The 22,099-nt window shown below is 37.6% G+C and carries 19 protein-coding genes; 4 read left to right on the top strand and 15 right to left on the bottom strand.

Going from position 1 to position 22,099, the window contains the following annotated elements; genetic code table 11:
• Positions 1-171 precede the first annotated feature (171 nt).
• Positions 172-846 (top strand): hypothetical protein, encoded by a 675-nt coding sequence (locus MKY06_RS04015; RefSeq protein ID WP_013055489.1) that lies wholly within the window; start codon positions 172-174, stop codon positions 844-846.
• A 3-nt stretch (positions 847-849) separates the two neighbouring features.
• On the opposite strand, the gene speE is transcribed toward MKY06_RS04015, so the two are convergent.
• Entirely contained in the window at positions 850-1,737 is an 888-nt protein-coding gene (gene speE / locus MKY06_RS04010; protein WP_029324801.1) for a polyamine aminopropyltransferase, read from the bottom strand.
• 369 nt (positions 1,738-2,106) lie between these two features.
• On the opposite strand from speE, the gene MKY06_RS04005 reads away from it, so the two are divergent.
• Positions 2,107-3,288, top strand: coding sequence for an MFS transporter (locus tag MKY06_RS04005; protein ID WP_098278240.1), 1,182 nt, complete (start codon positions 2,107-2,109; stop codon positions 3,286-3,288).
• A 49-nt stretch (positions 3,289-3,337) separates the two neighbouring features.
• Here MKY06_RS04005 and nasC read toward each other — a convergent pair whose 3' ends face one another.
• Positions 3,338-5,488 (bottom strand): assimilatory nitrate reductase catalytic subunit NasC, encoded by a 2,151-nt coding sequence (gene nasC / locus MKY06_RS04000; RefSeq protein ID WP_098287295.1) that lies wholly within the window; start codon positions 5,486-5,488, stop codon positions 3,338-3,340.
• A gap of 19 nt (positions 5,489-5,507) precedes the next feature.
• Positions 5,508-7,853 (bottom strand): nitrite reductase large subunit NirB, encoded by a 2,346-nt coding sequence (gene nirB, locus MKY06_RS03995; RefSeq protein ID WP_218812817.1) that lies wholly within the window; start codon positions 7,851-7,853, stop codon positions 5,508-5,510.
• A 337-nt stretch (positions 7,854-8,190) separates the two neighbouring features.
• Between nirB and MKY06_RS03990 the strand changes: the two genes are divergently transcribed.
• Positions 8,191-8,625: a hypothetical protein gene (locus tag MKY06_RS03990; protein ID WP_016763097.1), complete on the top strand. Its 435-nt coding sequence runs from the start codon at positions 8,191-8,193 to the stop codon at positions 8,623-8,625.
• A 55-nt stretch (positions 8,626-8,680) separates the two neighbouring features.
• Here the strand turns inward: MKY06_RS03990 and lrgB are convergent, their stop codons facing one another.
• From lrgB to MKY06_RS03930, 12 genes are all read right to left on the bottom strand, one after another.
• On the bottom strand, positions 8,681-9,361 hold the full coding sequence (gene lrgB / locus MKY06_RS03985; RefSeq protein ID WP_013055484.1) for an antiholin-like protein LrgB: 681 nt from the start codon (positions 9,359-9,361) through the stop codon (positions 8,681-8,683).
• A 33-nt stretch (positions 9,362-9,394) separates the two neighbouring features.
• Positions 9,395-9,829: an antiholin-like murein hydrolase modulator LrgA gene (gene lrgA, locus MKY06_RS03980; RefSeq protein WP_013055483.1), complete on the bottom strand. Its 435-nt coding sequence runs from the start codon at positions 9,827-9,829 to the stop codon at positions 9,395-9,397.
• A 162-nt stretch (positions 9,830-9,991) separates the two neighbouring features.
• A complete protein-coding gene (locus MKY06_RS03975) occupies positions 9,992-10,732 on the bottom strand; it encodes a LytR/AlgR family response regulator transcription factor (protein ID WP_013055482.1) in 741 nt (246 codons plus the stop codon).
• A 1-nt stretch (position 10,733) separates the two neighbouring features.
• Positions 10,734-12,485, bottom strand: a complete 1,752-nt coding sequence (locus MKY06_RS03970) for a sensor histidine kinase (RefSeq protein WP_013081809.1) — start codon at positions 12,483-12,485, stop codon at positions 10,734-10,736.
• Positions 12,486-12,606: 121 nt separating this feature from the next.
• On the bottom strand, positions 12,607-13,935 hold the full coding sequence (locus tag MKY06_RS03965; protein WP_013055480.1) for a 6-phospho-beta-glucosidase: 1,329 nt from the start codon (positions 13,933-13,935) through the stop codon (positions 12,607-12,609).
• The gene (locus MKY06_RS03960) at positions 13,932-14,261 is read right to left on the bottom strand and encodes a PTS lactose/cellobiose transporter subunit IIA (RefSeq protein WP_013055479.1); all 330 of its coding nucleotides are present in this window, start codon (positions 14,259-14,261) and stop codon (positions 13,932-13,934) included. Before MKY06_RS03960 ends, MKY06_RS03965 begins: the two co-directional genes overlap by 4 nt.
• A gap of 13 nt (positions 14,262-14,274) precedes the next feature.
• The gene (gene celB, locus MKY06_RS03955) at positions 14,275-15,633 is read right to left on the bottom strand and encodes a PTS cellobiose transporter subunit IIC (protein ID WP_340960258.1); all 1,359 of its coding nucleotides are present in this window, start codon (positions 15,631-15,633) and stop codon (positions 14,275-14,277) included.
• A gap of 13 nt (positions 15,634-15,646) precedes the next feature.
• Positions 15,647-15,952, bottom strand: coding sequence for a PTS sugar transporter subunit IIB (locus MKY06_RS03950; RefSeq protein ID WP_013055477.1), 306 nt, complete (start codon positions 15,950-15,952; stop codon positions 15,647-15,649).
• A 160-nt stretch (positions 15,953-16,112) separates the two neighbouring features.
• Positions 16,113-18,062 (bottom strand): BglG family transcription antiterminator, encoded by a 1,950-nt coding sequence (locus MKY06_RS03945; protein ID WP_098278237.1) that lies wholly within the window; start codon positions 18,060-18,062, stop codon positions 16,113-16,115.
• A 260-nt stretch (positions 18,063-18,322) separates the two neighbouring features.
• Positions 18,323-18,901, bottom strand: coding sequence for a TetR/AcrR family transcriptional regulator (locus MKY06_RS03940; RefSeq protein WP_013055475.1), 579 nt, complete (start codon positions 18,899-18,901; stop codon positions 18,323-18,325).
• Between the two features lie 4 nt (positions 18,902-18,905).
• Positions 18,906-19,628 (bottom strand): MBL fold metallo-hydrolase, encoded by a 723-nt coding sequence (locus tag MKY06_RS03935; RefSeq protein WP_098278236.1) that lies wholly within the window; start codon positions 19,626-19,628, stop codon positions 18,906-18,908.
• 282 nt (positions 19,629-19,910) lie between these two features.
• Positions 19,911-20,249, bottom strand: coding sequence for a general stress protein (locus MKY06_RS03930; RefSeq protein WP_013055473.1), 339 nt, complete (start codon positions 20,247-20,249; stop codon positions 19,911-19,913).
• A 445-nt stretch (positions 20,250-20,694) separates the two neighbouring features.
• Here MKY06_RS03930 and MKY06_RS03925 point away from each other — a divergent pair, with 445 nt between their 5' ends.
• Complete coding sequence (locus MKY06_RS03925; RefSeq protein WP_063670565.1) at positions 20,695-22,086, top strand: amino acid permease; 1,392 nt, start codon at positions 20,695-20,697, stop codon at positions 22,084-22,086.
• Positions 22,087-22,099: the final 13 nt, after the last annotated feature.

Below are 22,099 nucleotides of genomic sequence, written 5' to 3'. Positions count from 1 at the left end.
TATAGTATGTAACTATTCAAAATAATCCTGTACATTTATCTATTTATCTCCACCATCTCTAAAAACTTTTTATGTATGTATTTAACACGTGTAATAATTCACCGATTTTATTTTTACTGCATTTATTATAGAAAGGATAGATTTCAAACGATATAAAAGGAGAAATAGTCAATGACATTAAAATTCATTCATGGAAACTACTTAAAATACAACAAAGGAACTGGTTTTATAAGCTGTCATGTGGATGCACTTCATGCAGAACCACCTGCTGCTGATTTATTTACGGATAAAGTTGTAGAAAATTTAGTCAAGAAAACAGGATGTGCAGGAATCGTTAGTACGGTTTCCAGAACCATAGCAGATTTAAATAGAAATCTAAATGAAACAAACCATGAGGGGATACATGAATATAGAAGAACAATCCAAGAAATTGTTAAATATTTAAAAATAGCAGATAGTAATAATCGCCTTCTAACGCCCTATTTGCATTTATCTTTTCATGGAATGAAGGATACACATTACGGACCTTATGCAATTGAAGTGGGGACTTTATATGGACAATCTTGCTCAAAGGAAGTTAAAGATTGGTTTCAACAGGCGCTGACTAAAAAATCTGAAGATTCGTTCCCGAAAATCCATGTAATATTTGATAATAAATTTGTTGGAAACGAATCAATTGCCTTTCACAGAAAAGGCGACAACAGCGGCTATTTAGGTTACAGTCATAATTTTAATACATTTCAAATTGAATTATCCCGGACCCTGCGCAGCAAACACAGAACTACTATAACAAATATATTTTCCGAGATTATTGATGACTTTCAACAAACATTCGTCGCTACTTAGTTTTTAGGAATCTTTTCCGTCTACTATTTCTTTTATATATTTAGGTAAAACAAATGATGCACGGAAAATTTCAGGATCAATATATTGAGTATCTGTATGCTCTAGCTTCGTCAAATCGGCCTGAAGAGGATCCATTTTTTTAGAAGCAATCGTAAAACTCCAAATGCCGCAAGGGAAAAGAGGTATAGTCACTAAATATGTGCGGACAATTGGAAATAGCTCCTTTAGATTTTTAATTGTGCCTTGTAATGTAGAAGTATTGTAGTAAGGAGATCCTGATTGAAAAACAACCACGCCATCATCCTTAAGGCTGTTGTAGACATATTGATAAAAATCAGGTTGAAATAGTTTTTTTCCCGGTCCAACAGGGTCAGGCCGATCAATTATGAGAACATCATAAACTCCCTTGTGTTCTTGAATCCAATCTATTCCATCGCGATGTATCATATTGAGCCTGGTTTCACCATCATAACAAGAAGCCGGAGTTAGCCATGTGCGGCAGATTTCTGTAACTTTTGGATCGATTTCGACTACATCAATTTGTTGAATTCCGTCATACTTCATGGCCTCCCGTGCAGGACCGCAGTCTCCTCCGCCAATCATCGCAACTTTTTTGGGATTTGAATGCGTTATAATTGGCACATGGCTAATCATTTCATTATAAATAAACCCTTCTCCTGTTGAAATTTGTGGAGTACCATCTAGCACCAACATTTTCCCATACCATTTTGTATCCACAATACTGATTTGTTGATAGGAAGATTGCTCATAGTGAAGCAGGCTTTTTACTTTATACCCCATTGTCACTCTAGCCTGTCCAACGTAACTCCATATCCAGAGCACTCCGTTATCATCCTTTTTATAACCTGAAAGAGGATGCTTTTCTGTCACTTTTTCCACCTTCTATTTCAAAAATTTGTGTTCTATATAAAATATGAATTATTTTTTATTTCGCTATAATTCGATAGCACAAATTTATAGATGCTTACTCTATTAATCTCTTCTAATTTCAATTTTTCTTCCATTCTTTCGACAATATTTCTACTTACTGTTCTTTCAAAGCTTTTTAACCGTTTCTTCATCAGCACTTAGATAGAGTGTAAGTCTAAGTTATCTCTCCACTTTTATCTGCGTCCGTTCTTCAGCAAAAGTACGGAAGAAAACCTAACACAGAATGATACATAAGAAAGAAAGCGTAGTATCATAATTACCATATTGCAACAGCTTTACGCTGCATATAAAAAAGGAGGTTTTTAAGCAATGTTTTCTAAACGGCCCTTATCTGTACTTCTTATCTCGACTTTATCTATGATTATTGCTTTTTCAGTATGGTCTGTCTTCGCGCCTATCGCTGCAGATATTCAAGTGATGTATTCATTAACCAATGCTGAAAAAAGTATCTTAATTGCCACTCCCGTCTTATTAGGTTCCCTCATGCGAATTCCGATGGGGATTTTAACAGATCGCTTCGGGGGAAGAAAAGTCTATTCTTTGACTATGCTGGCTCTTTTACTCCCTACCATTTGTGCAGGCTTTACTCATTCTTATTCCATGCTGCTCTTTTGGGCATTTTTTATCGGCATGGCTGGAACAACATTTGCTATTTCCATTACATATGTCTCTAAATGGTATTCACCTCAAAAGCAAGGTTTTATTTTAGGAATTGCCGGGATGGGCAACTTAGGATCGGCGGTAGCAAGCTTTAGTATTCCACTTATCTTTTCTTCTTTTGGCTTGCCTTGGGTATTTTGGAGTTTAGCAATTGCGGTAGCCTTAATGGCTCTTTTATTATGGGTAGGAACTTCAGACCACCCTTCTGCTGCTTCCCCCAAAACGCTGCAGGAATCTTTATCGGTATTAAGATTTAAAGAAACGTGGTTTTTATCCATTTTCTATTTTTTAACATTTGGTGGATTTGTAACGTTCAGCATCTATCTCCCTACCATTTTGCATGATCAATTTAATGCTTCAACTGTAGACAGTGGGCTAAAAACAGCTGGATTTGTCGTACTAGCAACGTTTGTACGACCTCTTGGAGGTTATTTATCGGATGTCTTCGGAGCAAAAAAAGTACTCACCTTCGTCTTTACCGGAATGCTACTAATAGGGTTATTTATTGCATTTACCATCACTGCCTTCTCCTTATTTAGCGTAGGTTGTTTACTTGCAGCCATTACTCTTGGTATCGGAAATGGAGCTGTTTTTAAAATGGTTCCATCTGTTTCAACAGGAAATATTGGAGCTGTTACCGGGATCGTAGGCGCATTCGGAGGAGTAGGCGGCTTCTTTCCCCCTATTGTGCTAGGCTTTATAAAAGATACAAGCGGAGATTACGTTGTCGGTTTTTCCTTACTAGCGCTTTTTGCCCTATTCTGTCTCTTACTGAATTATTCTGGATTCAAAAAACAAGATGTACGTATTAACCAAAAGCACCTTGCCTGATTCCATGTAAAAAGCCTCTTTTTTCAAGAGGCTTTTTGCATCAGCATTTTTAATAGCTGCTTCTTTTTACAGAAGGGCTAATATTCACAGCACTTACTTTAAACCCTGGCATCTTACAGGCAGGATCTAATTTCTCAGAGACAAGGTTATTAACATTTTGAGAATCCGCCCAGTGAAAAGGAACAAATACGGTATCTGGCCGAATGCCCTCTGAAAATTTGCTTCTTACCACAATCCTTCCATATGAAGATTCAATTTGTACTAATTCTTGATTCGAAATTTCATATTTTTTCGCTGTTGAAGGGTGGATTTCCATAAAAGATTCGAAATTTCTAGCAGATAAAGACGCACTTTTTCGCGTTTGTACACCCGTTAAATAGTGCGACATCACTCTCCCCGTTGTTAAATAGAGAGGATATTTTTCGGTTATTTTTGCTTTAGGAACAATAGCTTGATTCGAGACAGGGACCATCATCGCTTTTCCATCACTATGAGCAAAACGCGTCTCAAACAGGCGCTCGGTTCCTTTATCTGTTAAGCTTCTGCATGGCCATAAAATTCCTTTTTCCTCTCGTAATCGTTCGTACGTAATACCGGAGTAATCGGCGATCCCTCCTTTACTTGCTATTCGCAGTTCATTAAATATTTCTTCAGCTGATGCAAATGAAAAATGTTCCTCTTTTCCTAAAACTTTAGCAATTTCACATAGTATTTCCCAGTCGTGTTTGATTTCGCCATGGCATGGAAAGCTAGCTTCGCGTAATGTAACTCTTCCTTCTATATTTGTCATGGTTCCTTCATCTTCCAAGTAGGAAGATGCTGGTAAGATCAAGTTTGCTAATTTTGCCGTTTCTGATTCAAACATATCTGCTACTACTAGAAATTCAAGCTTTTCAAAAGCCTTCTTAACAAAATTAGCGTTTGGATTTGAAACTGTTGGATTTGAACACATCAAAAACAACCCTTTAATTTCACCATCATGAATTTTTTCAATCATCTCATATGCAGAAACACCTTTTCTAGGAAGATCTTTCTCCTCTATGTTCCACACATCCGCTATATACATCCGGTGCTCGTGGTTTTCGATTGAACGGTAGCCTGGAAGCTGATCCGCTTTTTGACCATGCTCTCGGGCTCCTTGCCCATTTCCTTGACCAGTAATGGCCCCATATCCGCAGCCAGGTTTACCAATTTTCCCGACAGAAAGTAGAATATTCAAAAAATTTTGCACCGCAGCACTTCCGTCTGTTTGCTGCTCTACCCCTCTAGCAGTAAAAATCATTCCCGTTTTTCTTTGGCCAAACATACGGGCAGCTTGGTACACCTCTTCAAGTGGCACTCCCGTTATTTCTTCAATGATATTAAATTCCAGAGACGCCACATATTGAATTACTTCTTCAAATCCATTGACACGTTCTTGTAGAAATCGTTCATCTAGATAATTTTCTTCGATAAGGACCTTCAAGATTCCATTGGCTAATGCCGCGTCGCTCCCCGGCTTAAGTTTCAAGTGTAAATCAGCTATTTTAGTTGTAGCTGTTTCTCTTGGATCAATTGCAATAATAAAAGCTCCGTTTTCTTTTGCTTTCTCAAAATAAGGCATAATCGTTGGCTGACATTCCGCAATATTTGTTCCAGCTAACATAATACATTCAGTAAACGGAATCTCTTGCAAGCTATTCGTAAATCCTCTGTCCATGCCAAATGTTTTACTAGCAGCAGAAGCAGCAGCCGACATACATAAGCGTCCATTGTAATCAATATACTTTGTTTTTAACGCAACTCGAGCAAATTTCCCTAATAAATAAGCTTCTTCATTTGTAATAGAGGCACTTCCATAAACACCTAGCGCATCTGCTCCATTCTTCTCTTGAATCTCTGTAACGTTTTCTTTAATATAGTGAAGAGCTTCTTTCCAAGAAATCTTTACAAACTCTCCGTTTACTTTTAATAAAGGATATTGAATCCGATCTTTATGCAAAGGATGCTGATGCGCATTCATTCCTTTGATACATAACCTTCCTTGAGAGGTAGGGTTATCTGTTCCAATTGTTTTATACGTTTTCCTTTTTACATGTGTTTGTTCAACTAACTGCATTTTGCACTGCATGCTGCAGTAAGGACACTGAGTATTATAGATACGCTCGGTTTCAACTTGCTTTTGCTGCTCACGAAAATATTTCAATAGCATCTCAGTCATCGTAGGTCACCCTTCTTTCCTATAATAAATATGTGATTGCACGAGAGCGTTCTGAGCTGAGCCGCTTCATTAAATACTCTCGATTGTCTACCTCAAACAAAACTTCTCTGATATGAACAATTCCTACTCGCTCGATCCAGCTCCCGACAGTTTCTAAATAGTTCCCCGTTTCACGGTAATATTGAATCAAAGAACAGCTGATTTCTACTGCTTCTTCGTTTGTTTCGGCCACATAAAACAGCTCCCCGCTTCTGGCTTCTGCGCTGCTTCCGCCGGCATATATTTCCCATCCTCTGTCTATTCTTCTTAATCCTATATCACTTGTTGTTACATTCTCTGCAATGTGAGAGCACGAAGCAATACTGATTTTGATATCACATGGGGTCTTTACATATTCAAGCTGTTTATCTAATTCATTTGATAAAGCAAGAGCAGGTTCATACTGACAAATACACGTTCCTTTTCCTATATAAACAGATACATTTTTAACTGTACGTTCATATAGCTGCTGAAGTCCTCTATCTATTTCCTCACTTATCAACGGAAGATATTCTTTTTTCACTCCAATAAGTTGAATGCGCTGATCACTTGTTAAACGAATGTTAGAGATGTTGTACCTTTCAGCTACATTTGCTATGTTCCTTAATTCCTGTACATTTGTCAGACCACCGTGAATTTGCGGTACCACTGCATAAGTCCCATCGTGAAGCAAAACGGCCTGTTCATTCTCCGTAGTAAATAAAGAATGTCGATTGTTTTCATAATGAGGATTCATCATATCTAAATAGTAATGAAGACCGCCTTCACATAACGAACAGCCTTTCATGTCTTTAAACTTTAATATTTCTCTTACTTGCTGAACCGTCTCAAATTGATATTGCTGCATTTCTCTTACCAGCTCATCTTCTGATAAATGTGTACATGTACAAAAGGTTTTTTGTTCAATGATTTCATCAAACTCATCGCTTTGAATATATGTTAAAAGATCTGTTACAAGGGGTTTGCATCCTCCACATGAACCAGAAGCTTTCGTGCAATTTTTTATTTCATCTACTGTCGTTAAATCATTTTTCTGTACTGCTTCAATAATGGCTCCCTTTGTTACACCGTTACAGTTGCATATGATACCCGTAAGTGGCATAGAAGTTACTGCATTTTCTTTTCCATGTTGAGAAGGAAATAATTGTACTTTTTCCGCTTGCGACAAATCCTTTTTTTCATTAATCATTTGTGATAGCTTTATAGCCTCACTGGTATCTCCAAAAAGAACAGCTCCTACTATTTTCCCTTCGCGAAAAACGACTTTTTTGTATATACCATCTAACATATTCGAAATCGTAATGGCTTTTGCACCTTGATTTTCCTTGAACTCTCCGACTGAGTAAACGTCTATTCCTGATATTTTTAATTGAGTGGAAAGAACGGACCCGCGATAACCATCGTTTTTTATTTGGCAAAGGTGTCGCGCTAAGACTTTTCCTTGTTCGTAAAGAGGAGCAACAAGGCCGTATGTCATCCCTCGATGTTCAGCGCATTCACCTACTGCATAGATATCCGGGATGCTCGTTTCTAAATAATCGTTTACGATGATTGCTCTATTTGTTTCTATTCCGCTTTTTTTAGCTAGATTAACATTTGGCCTCACTCCTGTAGCCATTACAACTAAATCAGCTGCAATTTTGCTGCTATCGTTAAATCGGACGCCTTCTGCTCGATTTCCCCCTATAATCTCATCTGTATGTTTGTTTAATAGAAAACTCATGCCTTGCTTTTCTAATTCTTCTCTTAACATAGCAGATGCTGCTCTGTCTAACTGTCGCTCCATTAAGAAACCCGAATGATGAATGACTTGAACATCCATTCCCAAATTCAATAGTCCCCTAGCAGCTTCCAGCCCTAACAGACCCCCTCCAATAACCGCTGCTTTTTTATACTGTTTAGAAATTTTAATCATTTCCTGACAGTCTTCGATGGTACGAAAACCGAGGACACCTTCTTTGTCAGACCCTTTAACGGGGAGCATATACGGGCTCGAACCAGTAGCAATAATAAGCTTGTCGTACCTCGTCTCTCTGTTTTTATCTGTTGTTATTATTTTTCTCTTGGTGTCTATGTGCGTAACGCTTTCTCCTTTAAATAAAGTGATATTATTTTCCTTATACCATGCCAAAGAATGAATATTGATATCTTCAAGCTTTGTACTGCCTTGTAAAACGGTTGATAATAAAATTCGATTATAGTTAACGTGAGGCTCACTTCCAAAAACAGTAATATCAAAACAATCTGGAGAATGAATAAGAATTTCTTCAATACAGCGCATTCCTGCCATTCCATTTCCGATTAATACCAGCTTTTGTTTTGTCATATAAAAACCTCCAACACATAGATTCAGACCGTAAAATATACAGTTTTTATTATTTCATAAACTTCTCTAAAAGAAATGAACCTTGTTATAACTTCTAACATTAAAATCTGTTTAAAGCGTATGAATACGCCGATACCATTCGTTGAAAGCAAGCTTTTATATAGAAGATTACTATACTTTAAAAAGGGGTAGAAAAAAGGATGCTATGCTTATATCACCTTTCCCTACGCCTTATAAGTAATCTATATAAAATTTTGTTATCTTCTTTTTGCCTACTATTTATTTATTTTGAAATCAATTATGATAAAAGAAAGAGTCTGAATTGGAGGTTTAAAACATGTCAATAACCGTTCACGCCACTCAGTGGATTCATTTTCAAATTAAATTGTATAACCTTCATTCCAAAACGAGATCGCTTAAAGATCAAAAACTAGAATTACCTCTGCCAGAATTCCATCAAAACCTAATCATATTTACATCAGCAGCTCATCATGGCCTTACGTTTGGATATCAAGCCATTCAATGGGATACACCCTATACTTCCTGTCCGATTTACATAGAGCATCAGTCTATTCCATGGTCCACTTTAGAACAACGTTCCCATAAGCACATAACTGAACATATTACAGCTATTTTCTTAGAGACAATGTTTTATAGACAAAGTCAATTCAAACAATGTCAATTTTGTTTTGAATTTATCATTCCTGAGAGTCTTTTTGACCATACAACCTGTCAAAACTGCGCATCACGACATTTTGGAGTGGTGTATTAATTAACAAACAAAAGCCTGAAGGAGTCAGAAAACCTCTGACTCCTTCAGGCTTTTGTTACATGACTAGCTGAACAAAAAGTGGAATAACGGCAACTGTGACAACGCCTACAATAACAACTGCAATACTTGCCATGGCTGCCTCTACTTCTCCCATTTCAATCCCTACGGCTACTCCCAGCGCATGCCCAGAAGTTCCAAGAGCTAATCCTTTCGAAATTGGATTCTTCACCTTGAATACTTTTAAAAATAAAGCGCCCAGCGCATATACGATGACTGCATTAAAAATAACAGCAAAGGAAGTAATAGCAGGAATCCCTCCAATATCTTGAGACAATGGCAGCGCAATCGCTGTTGTAGCTGCTTGTGGAAGCATTGATTTCATCACAACTTCATCCATATGAATACCTTTAGCAATCGCAAAAATAATCGCTACCGAACAAACTGACCCTACCGCAATAGAAGAAAGAATTTGCCACCAGTACTTTTTTAATTTATCGGCTTGCTTATATAAAGGGATGGCAAAAGCAATTGTTGCCGGTTCTAAAAAGAAGCTGATAATCTTCCCGCCGCTGCTATATTCCTCATAAGAAAAATGACCAATTTTCAAAAAAGCAATTCCGAGTACCATTGCCACAAATAAAGGAGTAAATAAGAAAAAACCTTTTGACTTTTTAAATAAATACGTTCCAATGCCGTACGCAGCTAAAGAAACCACGATTCCAAAATACGGATTCATCTTTCCAACCACCTTGTCTCTTTATAATTGATGTTAAGCAATACCTTGTTTTTTCGTTTTTTCACTCATATCTGCATCTTTTATTTCTTCTTTTGCTTTATTATCTTTTGTCATGCCAAGTATAAGCTGTGAAAATAAGCCTGTAACGCCTAACAAAATAATCGTTGCCACGATAATAACTAAACAAATTTGAATGCCGTACTGCTGCATAACACCTAATGAATTCATAACAGAAATACCTGCTGGTACAAATAAAAATCCGATCAAAGAAGTTAAAGCCGTTCCCAGTGATTCAACTTGCTCTAGTTTAATAATCTTCAAGCAGAGTGCAAGAAATAACAGCACAAGTCCAATGACTGAAGCAGGCATTGGAAAAGGCAAATGCTCTGCAATAAAATCTGAAATCAACATAATTACGGAAAAAATAAATGCTTGTGTTAAAAAGCCATACACTTTTTTAGCACTCATTTCTTTCACCTCTCTCTGTTTGTTGACTTCATTATATAAAATGAAAATCAATAAGAAAGCGTTTTCAAATTAAAGAGTCAAATATTTGTGCTCACTTACAAAAATCGAGCCTTGAAATGCAAAAAACAGCTTGCCAAAATGCATACGCAAGCTGCTTTTTCCTTAAATTCCTAAACGTTTCTTCAATTCTTTAGCATATGTACGGCTGACAGGAACTCGCTCATCGTTTTTCATTACTAAATTATACGTAGAATTAAACCAAGGCTGTACTTCGGAAATATGATTTACGTTGACGATATACCCCCTGTGCACACGACTAAACGACTGAGAAGGGAGCTTTTTTTCTAGCATAGCAAGCGTATCAGCAGTATGGTAGGATTCTGTTATGGTCTGAATGGTGACTTCTCCTTCTATTAATCCTACAAACAAGATGTCCTTTATACTCACCAACACAATCGAATCATCTACAGAAATCGCTAACTTTCCAGTTTGAGAAGAAGACTCTCCTATCGATTCTTCTTCTTTTACAGCGGGATGAGGAACACGCATTTTTTTATATTTATGAATAGCCTGCATCACTCTTTCTTCATCAAAAGGCTTCAAAATGTAATCAATTGCATCTACTTCAAAGGCTTGTAAAGCGTACTGATCGTACGCGGTTGCAAATATAATAGCTGGCGGATTTTTCATTTTTTTAAGCCTTTTAGCAATATCAAAACCGCTGTCATCTGACAATTGTATATCTAAAAATAATAAATCCGGCTTTTCATCCATCATTTTATCCAACGCCTCTTCGATACTTTCAGCTTCTTCAATGAAGTCTACTTCTTTCGTTCGATGTAATAAATATTTTAATTCATCTCGCGCTAACATTTCATCATCTACTATTAGTACTCGCAGCATATTACATACCCTCGCTTTTTAATTCAATTGGTATAACAAACGAAACCGCTGTTCCTTCTGTTACGTCAAACTCCAGCGTTGTTTCTTTTCCAAACAATCCATGCAAACGTTGTTTAATATTGTAAAGAGCCGTCCCCGTTCCTTTTTCTGAAAAAACGGGCTGATTGCCAAGCATTTGCAATCGTTTTGTGTCTATACCTTGTCCATTGTCTTTTACCTTTACGTATACATATTTATCTTTTGTCTCAATATAAACTTCTACACGACAGTGCTTTTGTTTACGCGGAAACGCGTGCCGAATGGCATTTTCCACAAGCACTTGAAGAATAAATGGCGGAAGCAAGACATCATCTAGCCCTTCTTCAATATACATGTCAATTTCGTATTTATTAGGGAACCTGGCTTGTTCAAGCGATAAGTACGCGTGGACATGATCAAGCTCTTTTGATAACGGAATCAACAGCTGCCTTGCACCTTGCAAATTGGAACGAAAATAAATGCTTAACTGCAAAAGCAGCTTTCTGGCTTTTTCTACGTCCTGTCTGCACAGCGCCGATATCGTATTAATGGCATTAAATAAAAAGTGAGGATTCACCTGTGCCTGTAAAGCTTTAATCTCCGCATCTTTTAGCAATTTACTTCGAAGCTCTGCTTCGCCGAGCTCTAGCTGAGTTGAAAAAAGTTTAGCCAATCCTTCTGCCAGCTCTTCCTCCACCCGGCTTAACCCGCTCGCATCTTTAAAGTACATTTTTAGTGTTCCAATGGTAGTACCGTGAGAAGTAAGCGGCATCACAATAGCGGCATGAAGCGGGCAGTCTTTATGCTGACAATCAATTTGCTCTCTCGATTTTGCTTTCATAATTTTTCCTGTCTTCAGCACTTCGTGAGACAGCCCGGTAATTAAACTATGCGAAGGAACGTGATGATCAATTCCTTCCCCTACATGAGCTAAAATTTTGTGCGTATCAGTTAGCGAAACAGCATCCGTACCTGTGAAGCGATGAATAATATTTGCAACATTTTCACATGATTCACTAGTGAGACCCTGACGAAAATGTGGAAGAGTTTGATCCGCGATTAATAATACTTTGTGTGTCTGAAGCGCTCTCATTTGTTCCTCTTGCCGTAAAATGGACTGAATAATAGATAAGAAAATATAGCTTCCTGTGCCATTTACAATAATCATTGGAATAGCAATAATACTCACTAGCGTCCATGCCGAATCAAACGGTTTAGCAAATAATAAAATAATCAGCATCTGAAGCGTTTCCATCGCTATGCCTACAAGTGCAGCAAAGCGCGGTGTAATCGTTCGATGTTTTTTCCGGTAGGCATAGCCGATATATCCAGTTAACACCCCTGCTAAAACGGATGAAACTGCACAGCTAAACGCCGTACTCCCTCCTAACATAAAACGATGAACGCCAGCAAGTATTCCTACTCCTAAACCAACAAATGGACCGCCAAGCAGACCGCCCATTTCCACACCCATAATTCGTGTATTTGCAATCGAGCTTGATGGATCTACTTTTAATAATAAGTCTTCATTTCGAATAATTGTTCCTTGAATTTCAATTCCCGTGTAGTTACTAATAATGCTAAAAAGAGAAAAAATAAAAATAAGTACAGCTTTTCCTTTATACCCTTGCTGTTTGCGGAGAAATTGCCGAAAAACTTTTGTATGTGCCAGCAAAAAACCTAAGATGACAATAACTCCGACTCGTTCTACCATCATAATTAATAAATGAATCATTTCTAGCCACCCTTTGCTGTCCGTTTCTATTTTATATTGTTACATTGATGGTGGCAGAAATCTAGCTTTACAAATAGAAAAAAAGCTGTGCGAATACGTACTGTATTCGCACAGCTTGATTTTAAGCTTGAACCGTTTTAAAAAATTGAGGCAAGTAATCTTTATGAGCTTCTAGCATCTCATCGACAATTTGCTTAGCTAGCTTATCAGAAGCCACAAGAGGATTAATGGTTAATGCTAAAATAGCTTTGTCATAATCTCCGGTCACTGCTGCTTCAGCTGCAACACGCTCAAATGACTTAATTGTTTGAACAAGACCTCGTACAGGTACAGGAAGGTCGCCGACTGAAATTGGCTTCGGTCCATCTTTTGTAATAATACAGCTTACTTCTACGGCAGAATCAGCAGGAATGCTTGCTATGGCACCATTATTGATAGTATTTACGGGCTGAATATCGCCTTTATCCGTGTAAATGGATGTAATCAATCGAACGGCTGCATCACTATAATAGGCTCCGCCGCGCTGTTCTAATTGAGGCGGTTTAATGTCTAGATTAGGATCTTTATACAGTTCGAACAGCTCTTTTTCCAACTGTTTTACGACTTCTGCTCTCGTTTCACCTTTTTCATAATTAATAAGCTCTTTTTCTACCATTTCACGCGTTTTATAATAGTACATGTGATATGGACACGTTAACGCATTTAGGGCTTTTGTAAATTCTGGCTCCCATCCAAGTCCCGCTACATTTTTCACAAAGCTGCTGTTAGTTGGATCACTCAATAAATCAATAACTTGATCTTTAACGCTTACACCATCTACATATACATCTAATCCATAGACCATGTGATTTAAACCAGCAAAATCAATTCGAATGCGGGAGTGATCTACATCAAGCAGCTTAGCAATCCCCATTTCCATTCCGATTGGTACATTACAAAGCCCTACAATCTTTTTAATGTTACTATAGCGGAGCACAGCTTCTGTTACCATACCTGCAGGATTTGTGAAGTTAATCAGCCAAGCTTCTGGACATAACTCTTCAATGTCACGGCAGATATCTAAAATAACGGGAATCGTGCGAAGTCCTTTAAATAATCCGCCCGGTCCATTTGTTTCTTGACCAAGCACCCCGTATTTAAGCGGTATTCTTTCATCTTTCGCTCGTGCATCTAACAAACCAACGCGAAATTGAGTCGTTACGAAATCCGCATCTTTTAGTGCTTCTCTTCGATCTAACGTTAAATGAACATTAATTGGCAAACCTGATTTTTTCACCATTCGTTTCGCCAAATTACCAACAATCTCTAGCTTTTCTTTTCCTTCTTCAACGTCTACTAGCCACAGTTCTCGAACTGGAAGTTCATCGTATCGTTTAATAAATCCTTCTATTAGTTCAGGCGTATAGCTTGAACCTCCGCCAATCGTTACAATCTTAATACCTTTTGTCATAGTGTAATCCCCCCAGAAATTTTGATTGCTTCATATAAATCTACAAATTCAGTAGCCATTTCTTTTATCGTCATCGCATTCATTAAATGATCTTGAGCATGAATCATGAGCAGAGAAATTTCTGTGCTTTCCCCTCTAATTTCACCTTGAATTAACGACGTTTGGATATGATGAGCAGCATTTAATTCTTCTGCAGCTTGTGTAAGCTTTTCACGTGCTTCTGAAAAATTTCCGCTTTTGGCAGCTGCTATCGCTTCCATGGCTGAACTTCTGCCGTTTCCACCGTGTAAGATTAATTTAAAAATATATTCTTGAATGCCTTCCATCCTTTATCCCTCCTCACACAATATCTTTCTTTGTATCACTTGGTACCCCTTCAGCTGCAGGCTGTATACCATTTTCTTCAGTGAATTTTTGTTTATCCCACATTCTAAAGAAAGGATAATAAATGCAAACAGAGATTCCGATATTAATAGCTTGCATAACTGCACCCGATAATTCCCCTCCTGTTGCCAAATAGCCAGAAATAATCGGAGGCATAGTCCAAGGAACCGCAATACCTGCTGGTTTTGCTACCAGTCCTGTCGACATCGCAATATAGGTTGCTACTACCGTCACAAGAGGGGTAATAATAAACGGAATAAGCATCATTGGATTCATCACCATCGGAAGTCCAAAGATGATCGGCTCATTGATATTAAAAAGAGCTGGTCCTATTCCTAACTTACCAAGCTGCTTCATTTGTTGACTGCGTGCTTTTAAAATCATAGCTACAACTAGAGCTAACGTGGCTCCGCTGCCTCCGATATTAATCCAAATATCAAAGAACTGCTGTGTAAAAATATTTGGTAATGCTTCATGATTAGCAAATGCAATTCGGTTTTCATCCATAGCTCCATACCAAATGGGAGCCATAATTCCACCGACAATATTCGCTCCATGAAGTCCACATGACCACATGAGCATAATAACAAGTTCGGCAACTAGCGTACCGCCTAAACTGCCGCCTAACACACCTAAAGGCTTTCCAAGCAATTCTCCAACGATATTATGCAGACTTCCAAAATGCGTTTGTTCTACTAACAAACGTAAAATCCAAATAAATGCTATTACCGTAAAGCCAGGAATAAGAGCAGCAAACGATTTTCCAACAGCGGGAGGAACTCCATCAGGCATCTTGATGATAATGTCTTTTTGAATAAACCATCTGTAAATTTCCGTAGAGAGAATCGCGACAATCATTGCTACAAAGAGTCCTTTACTTCCCATTAAAGCGGTTGGAATTCCGCCGTCTACTAAAATAGCTTCTTTGGCTCCACTTGGGAGAAAGGACACTTTATACGGAGTAGCAAGTAAAAAAGCAGCAAGTGAAATAGCCCCTGCGGACAAAGCATCTACTCCGTATTTTTCAGCTAACCGGTAGGCTATTCCGAAACAAGCAAGCAGCGCCATAATATCGAATGTAGCTCCAACTGGATAGGCCATTTTTGTTGCCCATTCTTTTCCGAAAATCCCTGCCATAAAGTCGTTATAACCTGGTATCGGTAAATTCGACAGTATTAAAAATACTGAACCGATAATAATGAGCGGCATTGTCAGAACAATACCGTCTCGAAGTGCTTGTAAATGGCGTTGACCCGCCATTTTTCCAGCGATAGGCATTACTTTGCTTTCAAGCATACTATTAAATTTGCTCATGTAGTCCACACTCCTATTTTGAAACTAGTTGAACTGCAAATTTTAACACTTGTTCTCCATTACACGTTCCGTAGTGAACAGGATTTATAACGTCAACTGGCACTCCTTTTTCTTCACCTAGCTTTTTAAGCTGCGGCAGCAAGTAGCGCACTTGAGGTCCTAATAAAAGAACATCCGCTTGATCAATATGGTTGCGAACAGAGTCACCAGGAACCGCCCAAATTTTATACTCCGTGCTTTGCTCCTGAGCGCTTTTTTCCATTTTTGTTACTAGTAAACTTGTAGACATTCCAGCTGCACAACATAATAGAATATTCATTTGTCATTCCCCCGTTTTTTATTTTGCTATCTGTTTTGTTGATAGTTTTATCTTAAAATAAAAGCGCTTACATTTATACACAACCTTTTTCCGCTACTAACGGAAAAAATATGTTTGAACATTCAGATAAAAAAGAAGCCCCTCTCTTAGACTTCTTTTTTTATCTAATATTTTTCATAAACACCTCTATAAATTCCTCATAATCCTTGCACTTTACTAAGCGCTGCACGACCTGCTTATCATCCACAACGCGGACTAACAAACTGTACATCTTCTGCAAATCGCCTTGATTATTCGCTTTTACACTTAAAAGGCAAATAAATTGTACGAGGTTTCCTTCCCACATAATCGGTTTTTTCAACGTACAAATGGCCCAAAACGTCGTATCCGTTTGAGGAACCATAGGATGAGGAATCGCAACGAGATTGCCAAAACTTGTTGGTGATGCAGCTTCTCTTTCAAAAACAGATTCTATAAATTGAGAAGGAACTAGTCCTAGATGAGTTAATTTCTCTCCTAAAAAATGAAGCACTTCTTCTCTTGTTTGAAATTCTTGCTGTAAATATACCAATTCTTTTTTTGTGTATTCTAATGAAGGCTGCGGTTTGTTCTTCATTAAACAATCAATTTTTTTAAAATCACTGTTTCCTAGAATAGTACTTACTTGTACTACAGGAACAGGAAGATGATCTGGAATTGGAATGGTACTAACAATAAAATCTAAAGAGTGCAGCGACATTTGGTGAAGCTTATAATACTGCGTTGTTCCTAAAATAGTCAGATTTAATCCAAACGTAGCCTGCAGCTTATATGATAATAGCTTGGCACTCCCTACTCCCGATGCGCATACAATCAAACAGCGCTTAGGCTGATTGATAATTTTCCGACGTTCAATGGCACCTCCAATATGTAAAGCTAAATAGCCAATTTCTGTTTCATGCATGTCGATTTCAAGGCGATTTTTTAGTACCTTTCCAGCTATAATTCCAGCTTCAAAAGCCAGAGGGTAATGGCTCTTAATCCCTTCAAGCATTGGGTTTCGTAGATTCATTCCATATTTATAGCGGTTGATAGCCGGTTTCAAATGCAAGCTCATACCAAGGATCAGCTCTGAATCTTCACTAATTTCTAAATGAAGCTCCTTTTCAATTGCTTCTAATATAGCCGCTGTTAATTCATAAATATTTGTATCAATAAACTGCTTCACTTCTTTTTCTTCATGATTGCCATTATTGAGCATTTTTGTCCCTAACAAATGAATGGCGATATACGCTGTTTCTGACTTCGGAAAACGAACCTTGAATGCCTTTTCAATTTCTCGTACAATTTCAGCTGCTACTTCATATTCTTTGTGCTCCATAATCTCAAGCAGGTCTTCTGAATACAAAGAGATAAAATTTTCTTCTTGTATTCGCTTACAAGCTATAGCCAAATGAATGATTAAATTGTTTAATCCAATGTCTGAAACCATAATATTGTATCGTTTTATTTGATTTAAAATGTGGGCTTTAATCGTTAAGATTGATTCTTGGGGCAGGATAGATATTTCATTGTGTACCATATCTACTTCTTTATCTTTTCGGTTGAATATGTACTCAGACATACAAAATCTCATTTTCATTTCGTCCCCTTTAGCTTTCAAGCCATAGTTAGGACGTTTTTCTAAAAGGATATCATACTTACACAGCTGTTTTTTAACATCTCTTAAATCGTTTTGAACCGTTGACTTGCTAATATACAACTCGTCTGCTAAATCTTCGAGCTTCAAATATCCGTCTGCTAGCAGCAATCTTTTGATCAAATAATGCACGCGTTCATCAGGAACGGTTGGAATAGACGCTGTATCAAATAATTGATTAGCTGAAAGTTCTTTTAATAGCTGATGAAACTGTTTTTCATCTAAAACGCTAAGTTCATATCCTGTCCCTCGAGCTGATTTAATTTTAGCCCCGTACTGAGACAAAATGTCATCTAGCTGTTTTATATCCGTTCGAATAGTTCGAGAAGATACTTGATTTACTGTTGCCAAATATTCGCTCGTAACGGTTGATAATGTAGACTGTACGGACATTAGTTCTCTTAATATAACGATCATTCTTGAATTAAGCATGTTTGCTTCTCTCCATTCTCAGAAGATTTCCCCCCTTATAAAACAAATCAAAAGGGCCGGTTATTTTAAACAAAAACAAAAAATACCTAAACAGCAACAAACAGAAACTACCTTTTCTGTCCTTGCAGCTTAGGTTTTGCCTGCTTCATCAGTAACAACCCTAAAACAATAGGAATAAATGTCTTTATTTGTAATCTATCATTCTTTCTCTTTTTTTTCAATTTTAACTAAAGCGTTAGGCTTAGTGGCATTAATAGAATTTATGTGGTCTCTTCATACCGATGTAGCCCCAATACAAACGTACGAATTAAAAAGTCCAGGGTCTCATCAGTGCTTAAAGGCATTCCAAATCCCCCTTTTTGCTCCAAAGAAGCAAATCCATGTAAAATGCTGCGAAGACTTCTAACAGCATGAAGGGCTTCATCTTCTGGAAGATGATACGGTTTCAACACATCCAGCACTAAAAGCACAATGTTATCAGATGCTTTTTGTACTTCTTCATCTTGTATCCTTGGTGCTACTGTTGCTGTTGCTTCGTATATTCCCGGAGACTTTCTTACAAATGAAACGTACGCTTTGCTTAGCTGATAAACAGCGTCTTCTGCAGAAGCATGTTCAACAGCACTTTTTAAAAGATGATATAGCTGCTGCAGTCCACTTAAAGCCAGTTCTTTGCGCAGCTCTTCTAATCCTTTTATATGATTATATAAAGACGGTGGACGAACATCTAATTCTTTGGCTAATGAAGCAATTGTAACAGCATAAAACCCTTCACGATTGGCCAAATTTCCACCTGTTTGAATAACCTTTTTAAAATCTAGTCCCTGTCGTGGCGACATCCCTTCATCCCCTTTTTTCCATTTTCACTTTTGCTTGTTGTATTGCTTTTCCCATCAATTTCAGCGGCCGAGAAAGGAGTCTTCCGTGTCCAACAGCAAGAAGTGACGGGTTTAGTTGATATAGCTTTTCTGCACTTTTAAGTGACAGCTCCTTACTCCACGTTCCAAAAGCGGGAAACGGAAACAGCGGCTTTAACTGACCTGATACCGCAACTCCTCCTCGCACTTGGAAAGAATCTCCCGCAATTAATGCGTTCGTTCTCTGGTCTAAAAAAGACATAGACCCAGGTGTATGTCCAGGTGTAAAAATAGGAGCAAGTGAGCCTATGTAAGACTCTTCTTCAATGAAATGATCAACTTCAGTTGAGATCTTTCCTAGCTTTGGTACTCCTCCACGGATTGGGTTTTGAGGTTCTTCAGAATCGAGTGTTAAATCTCCTGAAAATAATCGATAATCTCTTTGCGACATATAAACAGAAGCATTCGGTAAACTTTTCTTCAAAGTATCAATCGCCCCGATGTGATCTTCATGAGTATGTGTAAAAACAATTCGCGTAATCGGTTTTCCAATTCGATCTGCAGCTTTCAAAATACCTGACGCGCTGTACGGAAGAGCTGCATCAATTAATGTAAGGCTATCTTTTTCTTCAACTAAATAACAATTCACTGGAAAAAAACGAGGCAAAAACGTCAGTTGATACAACATTTTCTCACGAACTATTCTCATTTCCTCATCCCCTATTATCAAAATAAAAACTAATGGTATTAGTTTTTATTTTAACTAATACCATTAGTTTTATCAATCATATAGTGGAAAAAACAAAAAAAGTGTGAGACATAACGAAATCAATTGAATCTAAAGACGAACAAATGAGATAAAGAAGCTCGTATAGATCAATTGTTACACTGTCCCCACAAAAAATCCGAACGCGTTTGGTTCTCCATCAAGAATCAAACGCGTTCGGATCTTCCTTTAACTAAACTACTTTTGCCCTAGCCTCTATTAAAATTAAATGTCTTTTCTCTCCCCTGTAGCAGCCACTACAATCGCACTGCCTTTCTTTAACTCTTCTTCATATTTCTTTGTTTCGTCTTTTGATAAGCCTAGTGAAGCCATTTTTGTTCGAAGCTCATCTTCTCTTGTTAAAAATAAACTCGCTGCTGAATGTAAAGGACCTTCTTCAGACAGTCGAATAATATTTGTGTCCGTTACTTCTGTTAAATTTTTAGAATCTTCCTTGTCATAAGTAAACACGTATACTTCATTTTTCTCAAAACCTTTGTCTGCAAATTGATTAATTGCTTCGTTAATATCCGCTCCGCTTTCTACTACTTCAACATGTTTCATTATTTATAACCTCCTGTTTCTATAGCACATCTTTCTTTTATACTTAGCAAAAGAATAAACTTCTTACTACTATATATACCCGTTTTCAGAAAGGGAAACCCGCATTTAACGCTTTGCAGAGAGTTTGAATATCATTCCACATTATCCTTTAATAGGATGTATACCTCTTTTGATTAACTTATTTGAAACAATCATTCAGCTTATTTTCAGCTACCATTCATAAGAAATTCATCTACATTGCTTATTATGAAAAAGAAAAAAAACGCTAATCAGGTACTTTATACGCATAATGAATGTCTGTGTCAGAGTAAGCCGGATATGAATGCAACAATTCATATCCGTTTTTTGTATGAAAGAACCTCTAACAACATTCTGTCCATACGTCTTACAACATACTATAATTCTCTATATTAACTAAAAATTCAGGTTATATAGGAGGTTACAAATGAACAGCCATCCACAGCCACAGTTAAAAAAAGAGTTAAAGATCCGGCATATCACCATGATTTCTCTTGGAGGAATTATCGGGGCTGGATTGTTTATCGGAAGCGGATCACTCATTAACACCGCTGGACCGGGATCTATTTTTTCGTACGCGTTTGCTGGTTTGCTCGTTATTTTAGTCATGCGAATGCTTGGAGAAATGTCTACTGCAAATCCTTCCAGCGGTTCTTTTTCCACTTATGCAAAAGAGGCATTAGGCCCTTGGGCAGGCTACACGATTGGCTGGCTCTACTGGTTTTTCTGGGTTATCGTTATTGCTGTTGAAGCTATTGCAGGTGCAAATATTATTCAATACTGGTTCCCGTCTTTGCCGTCTTGGGGAGTAAGCCTGGCTCTTACTTTTTTATTAACGATGACCAATCTGTACTCTGTTAAATCTTTCGGAGAATTTGAATATTGGTTTTCCCTCATTAAAGTCGTCAGTATCGTTCTTTTTTTACTTTTAGGTATAGCTATTATTTGTGGATTCATTCCAGGAATTGATTCTCCCGGCACTTCCAACCTTTTGCACAAAGGCGGCTTTTTACCGAATGGAATTAGCTCTGTATTTTTAGGAATTGCCCTTGTCATGTTCTCCTTTATGGGAACAGAAATTGTCGCAACCGCAGCAGGTGAATCGTCTCAGCCTGAAAAAGCCATTACCATCGCGACCAATACCGTTATTTATCGCATTTTGTTTTTCTATTTAGGCTCTATTTTTATTTTAGTAACGGTTCTTCCGTGGAATTCGTCAAGCCTAATGAAAAGCCCATTTGTATCTATTCTTGAATTAGTAAATGTACCGGCCGCAGCTCAAATTATGAACTTTATTATTTTAACAGCCGTTCTTTCCTGTCTGAATTCTGGTCTGTATACAAGTTCTCGCATGCTGTTTTCCATGTCTCAAAACGGCGATGCGCCAAAAAGTTTTTCAAAATTAAATAAAAAAGGCGTACCAGTTAGTGCGATATTAGCATGTACAGTTATCTCGTACATTAGCGTTATCTTTAACTACATTTCACCGGACAAAATCTTTTTGTTTTTAGTGAATGCATCAGGCGGCGTAGCGCTTCTTGTATATCTTGTTATTGCATTTTCACAGATTAAAATGAGAAAAAAATATGAAAAAGAAAATCCTGAAGCATTAAAAATTAAAATGTGGTTATTTCCTTACTTAACTTACGCTACAATCCTTGCCATCACTAGTATTTTTATTGCCATGGCATTTATTGATTCATTACGTTCTCAGTTCTTCTTAACTCTTTTAATTGCTGTACTCGTCGTAGGTTCTTTTTTCTTTCAGCGTACAAAAGTGACGAGCGGCTTAGCAGCAAAAGAAAATACATCAAAATAAAAGAGGTTGAGAC

Origin of the sequence: Priestia sp. FSL P4-0332, from assembly GCF_038005845.1 — a bacterium.
GTDB lineage: Bacteria > Bacillota > Bacilli > Bacillales > Bacillaceae_H > Priestia.
This window is presented reverse-complemented; position numbering and strand designations above follow the sequence as displayed.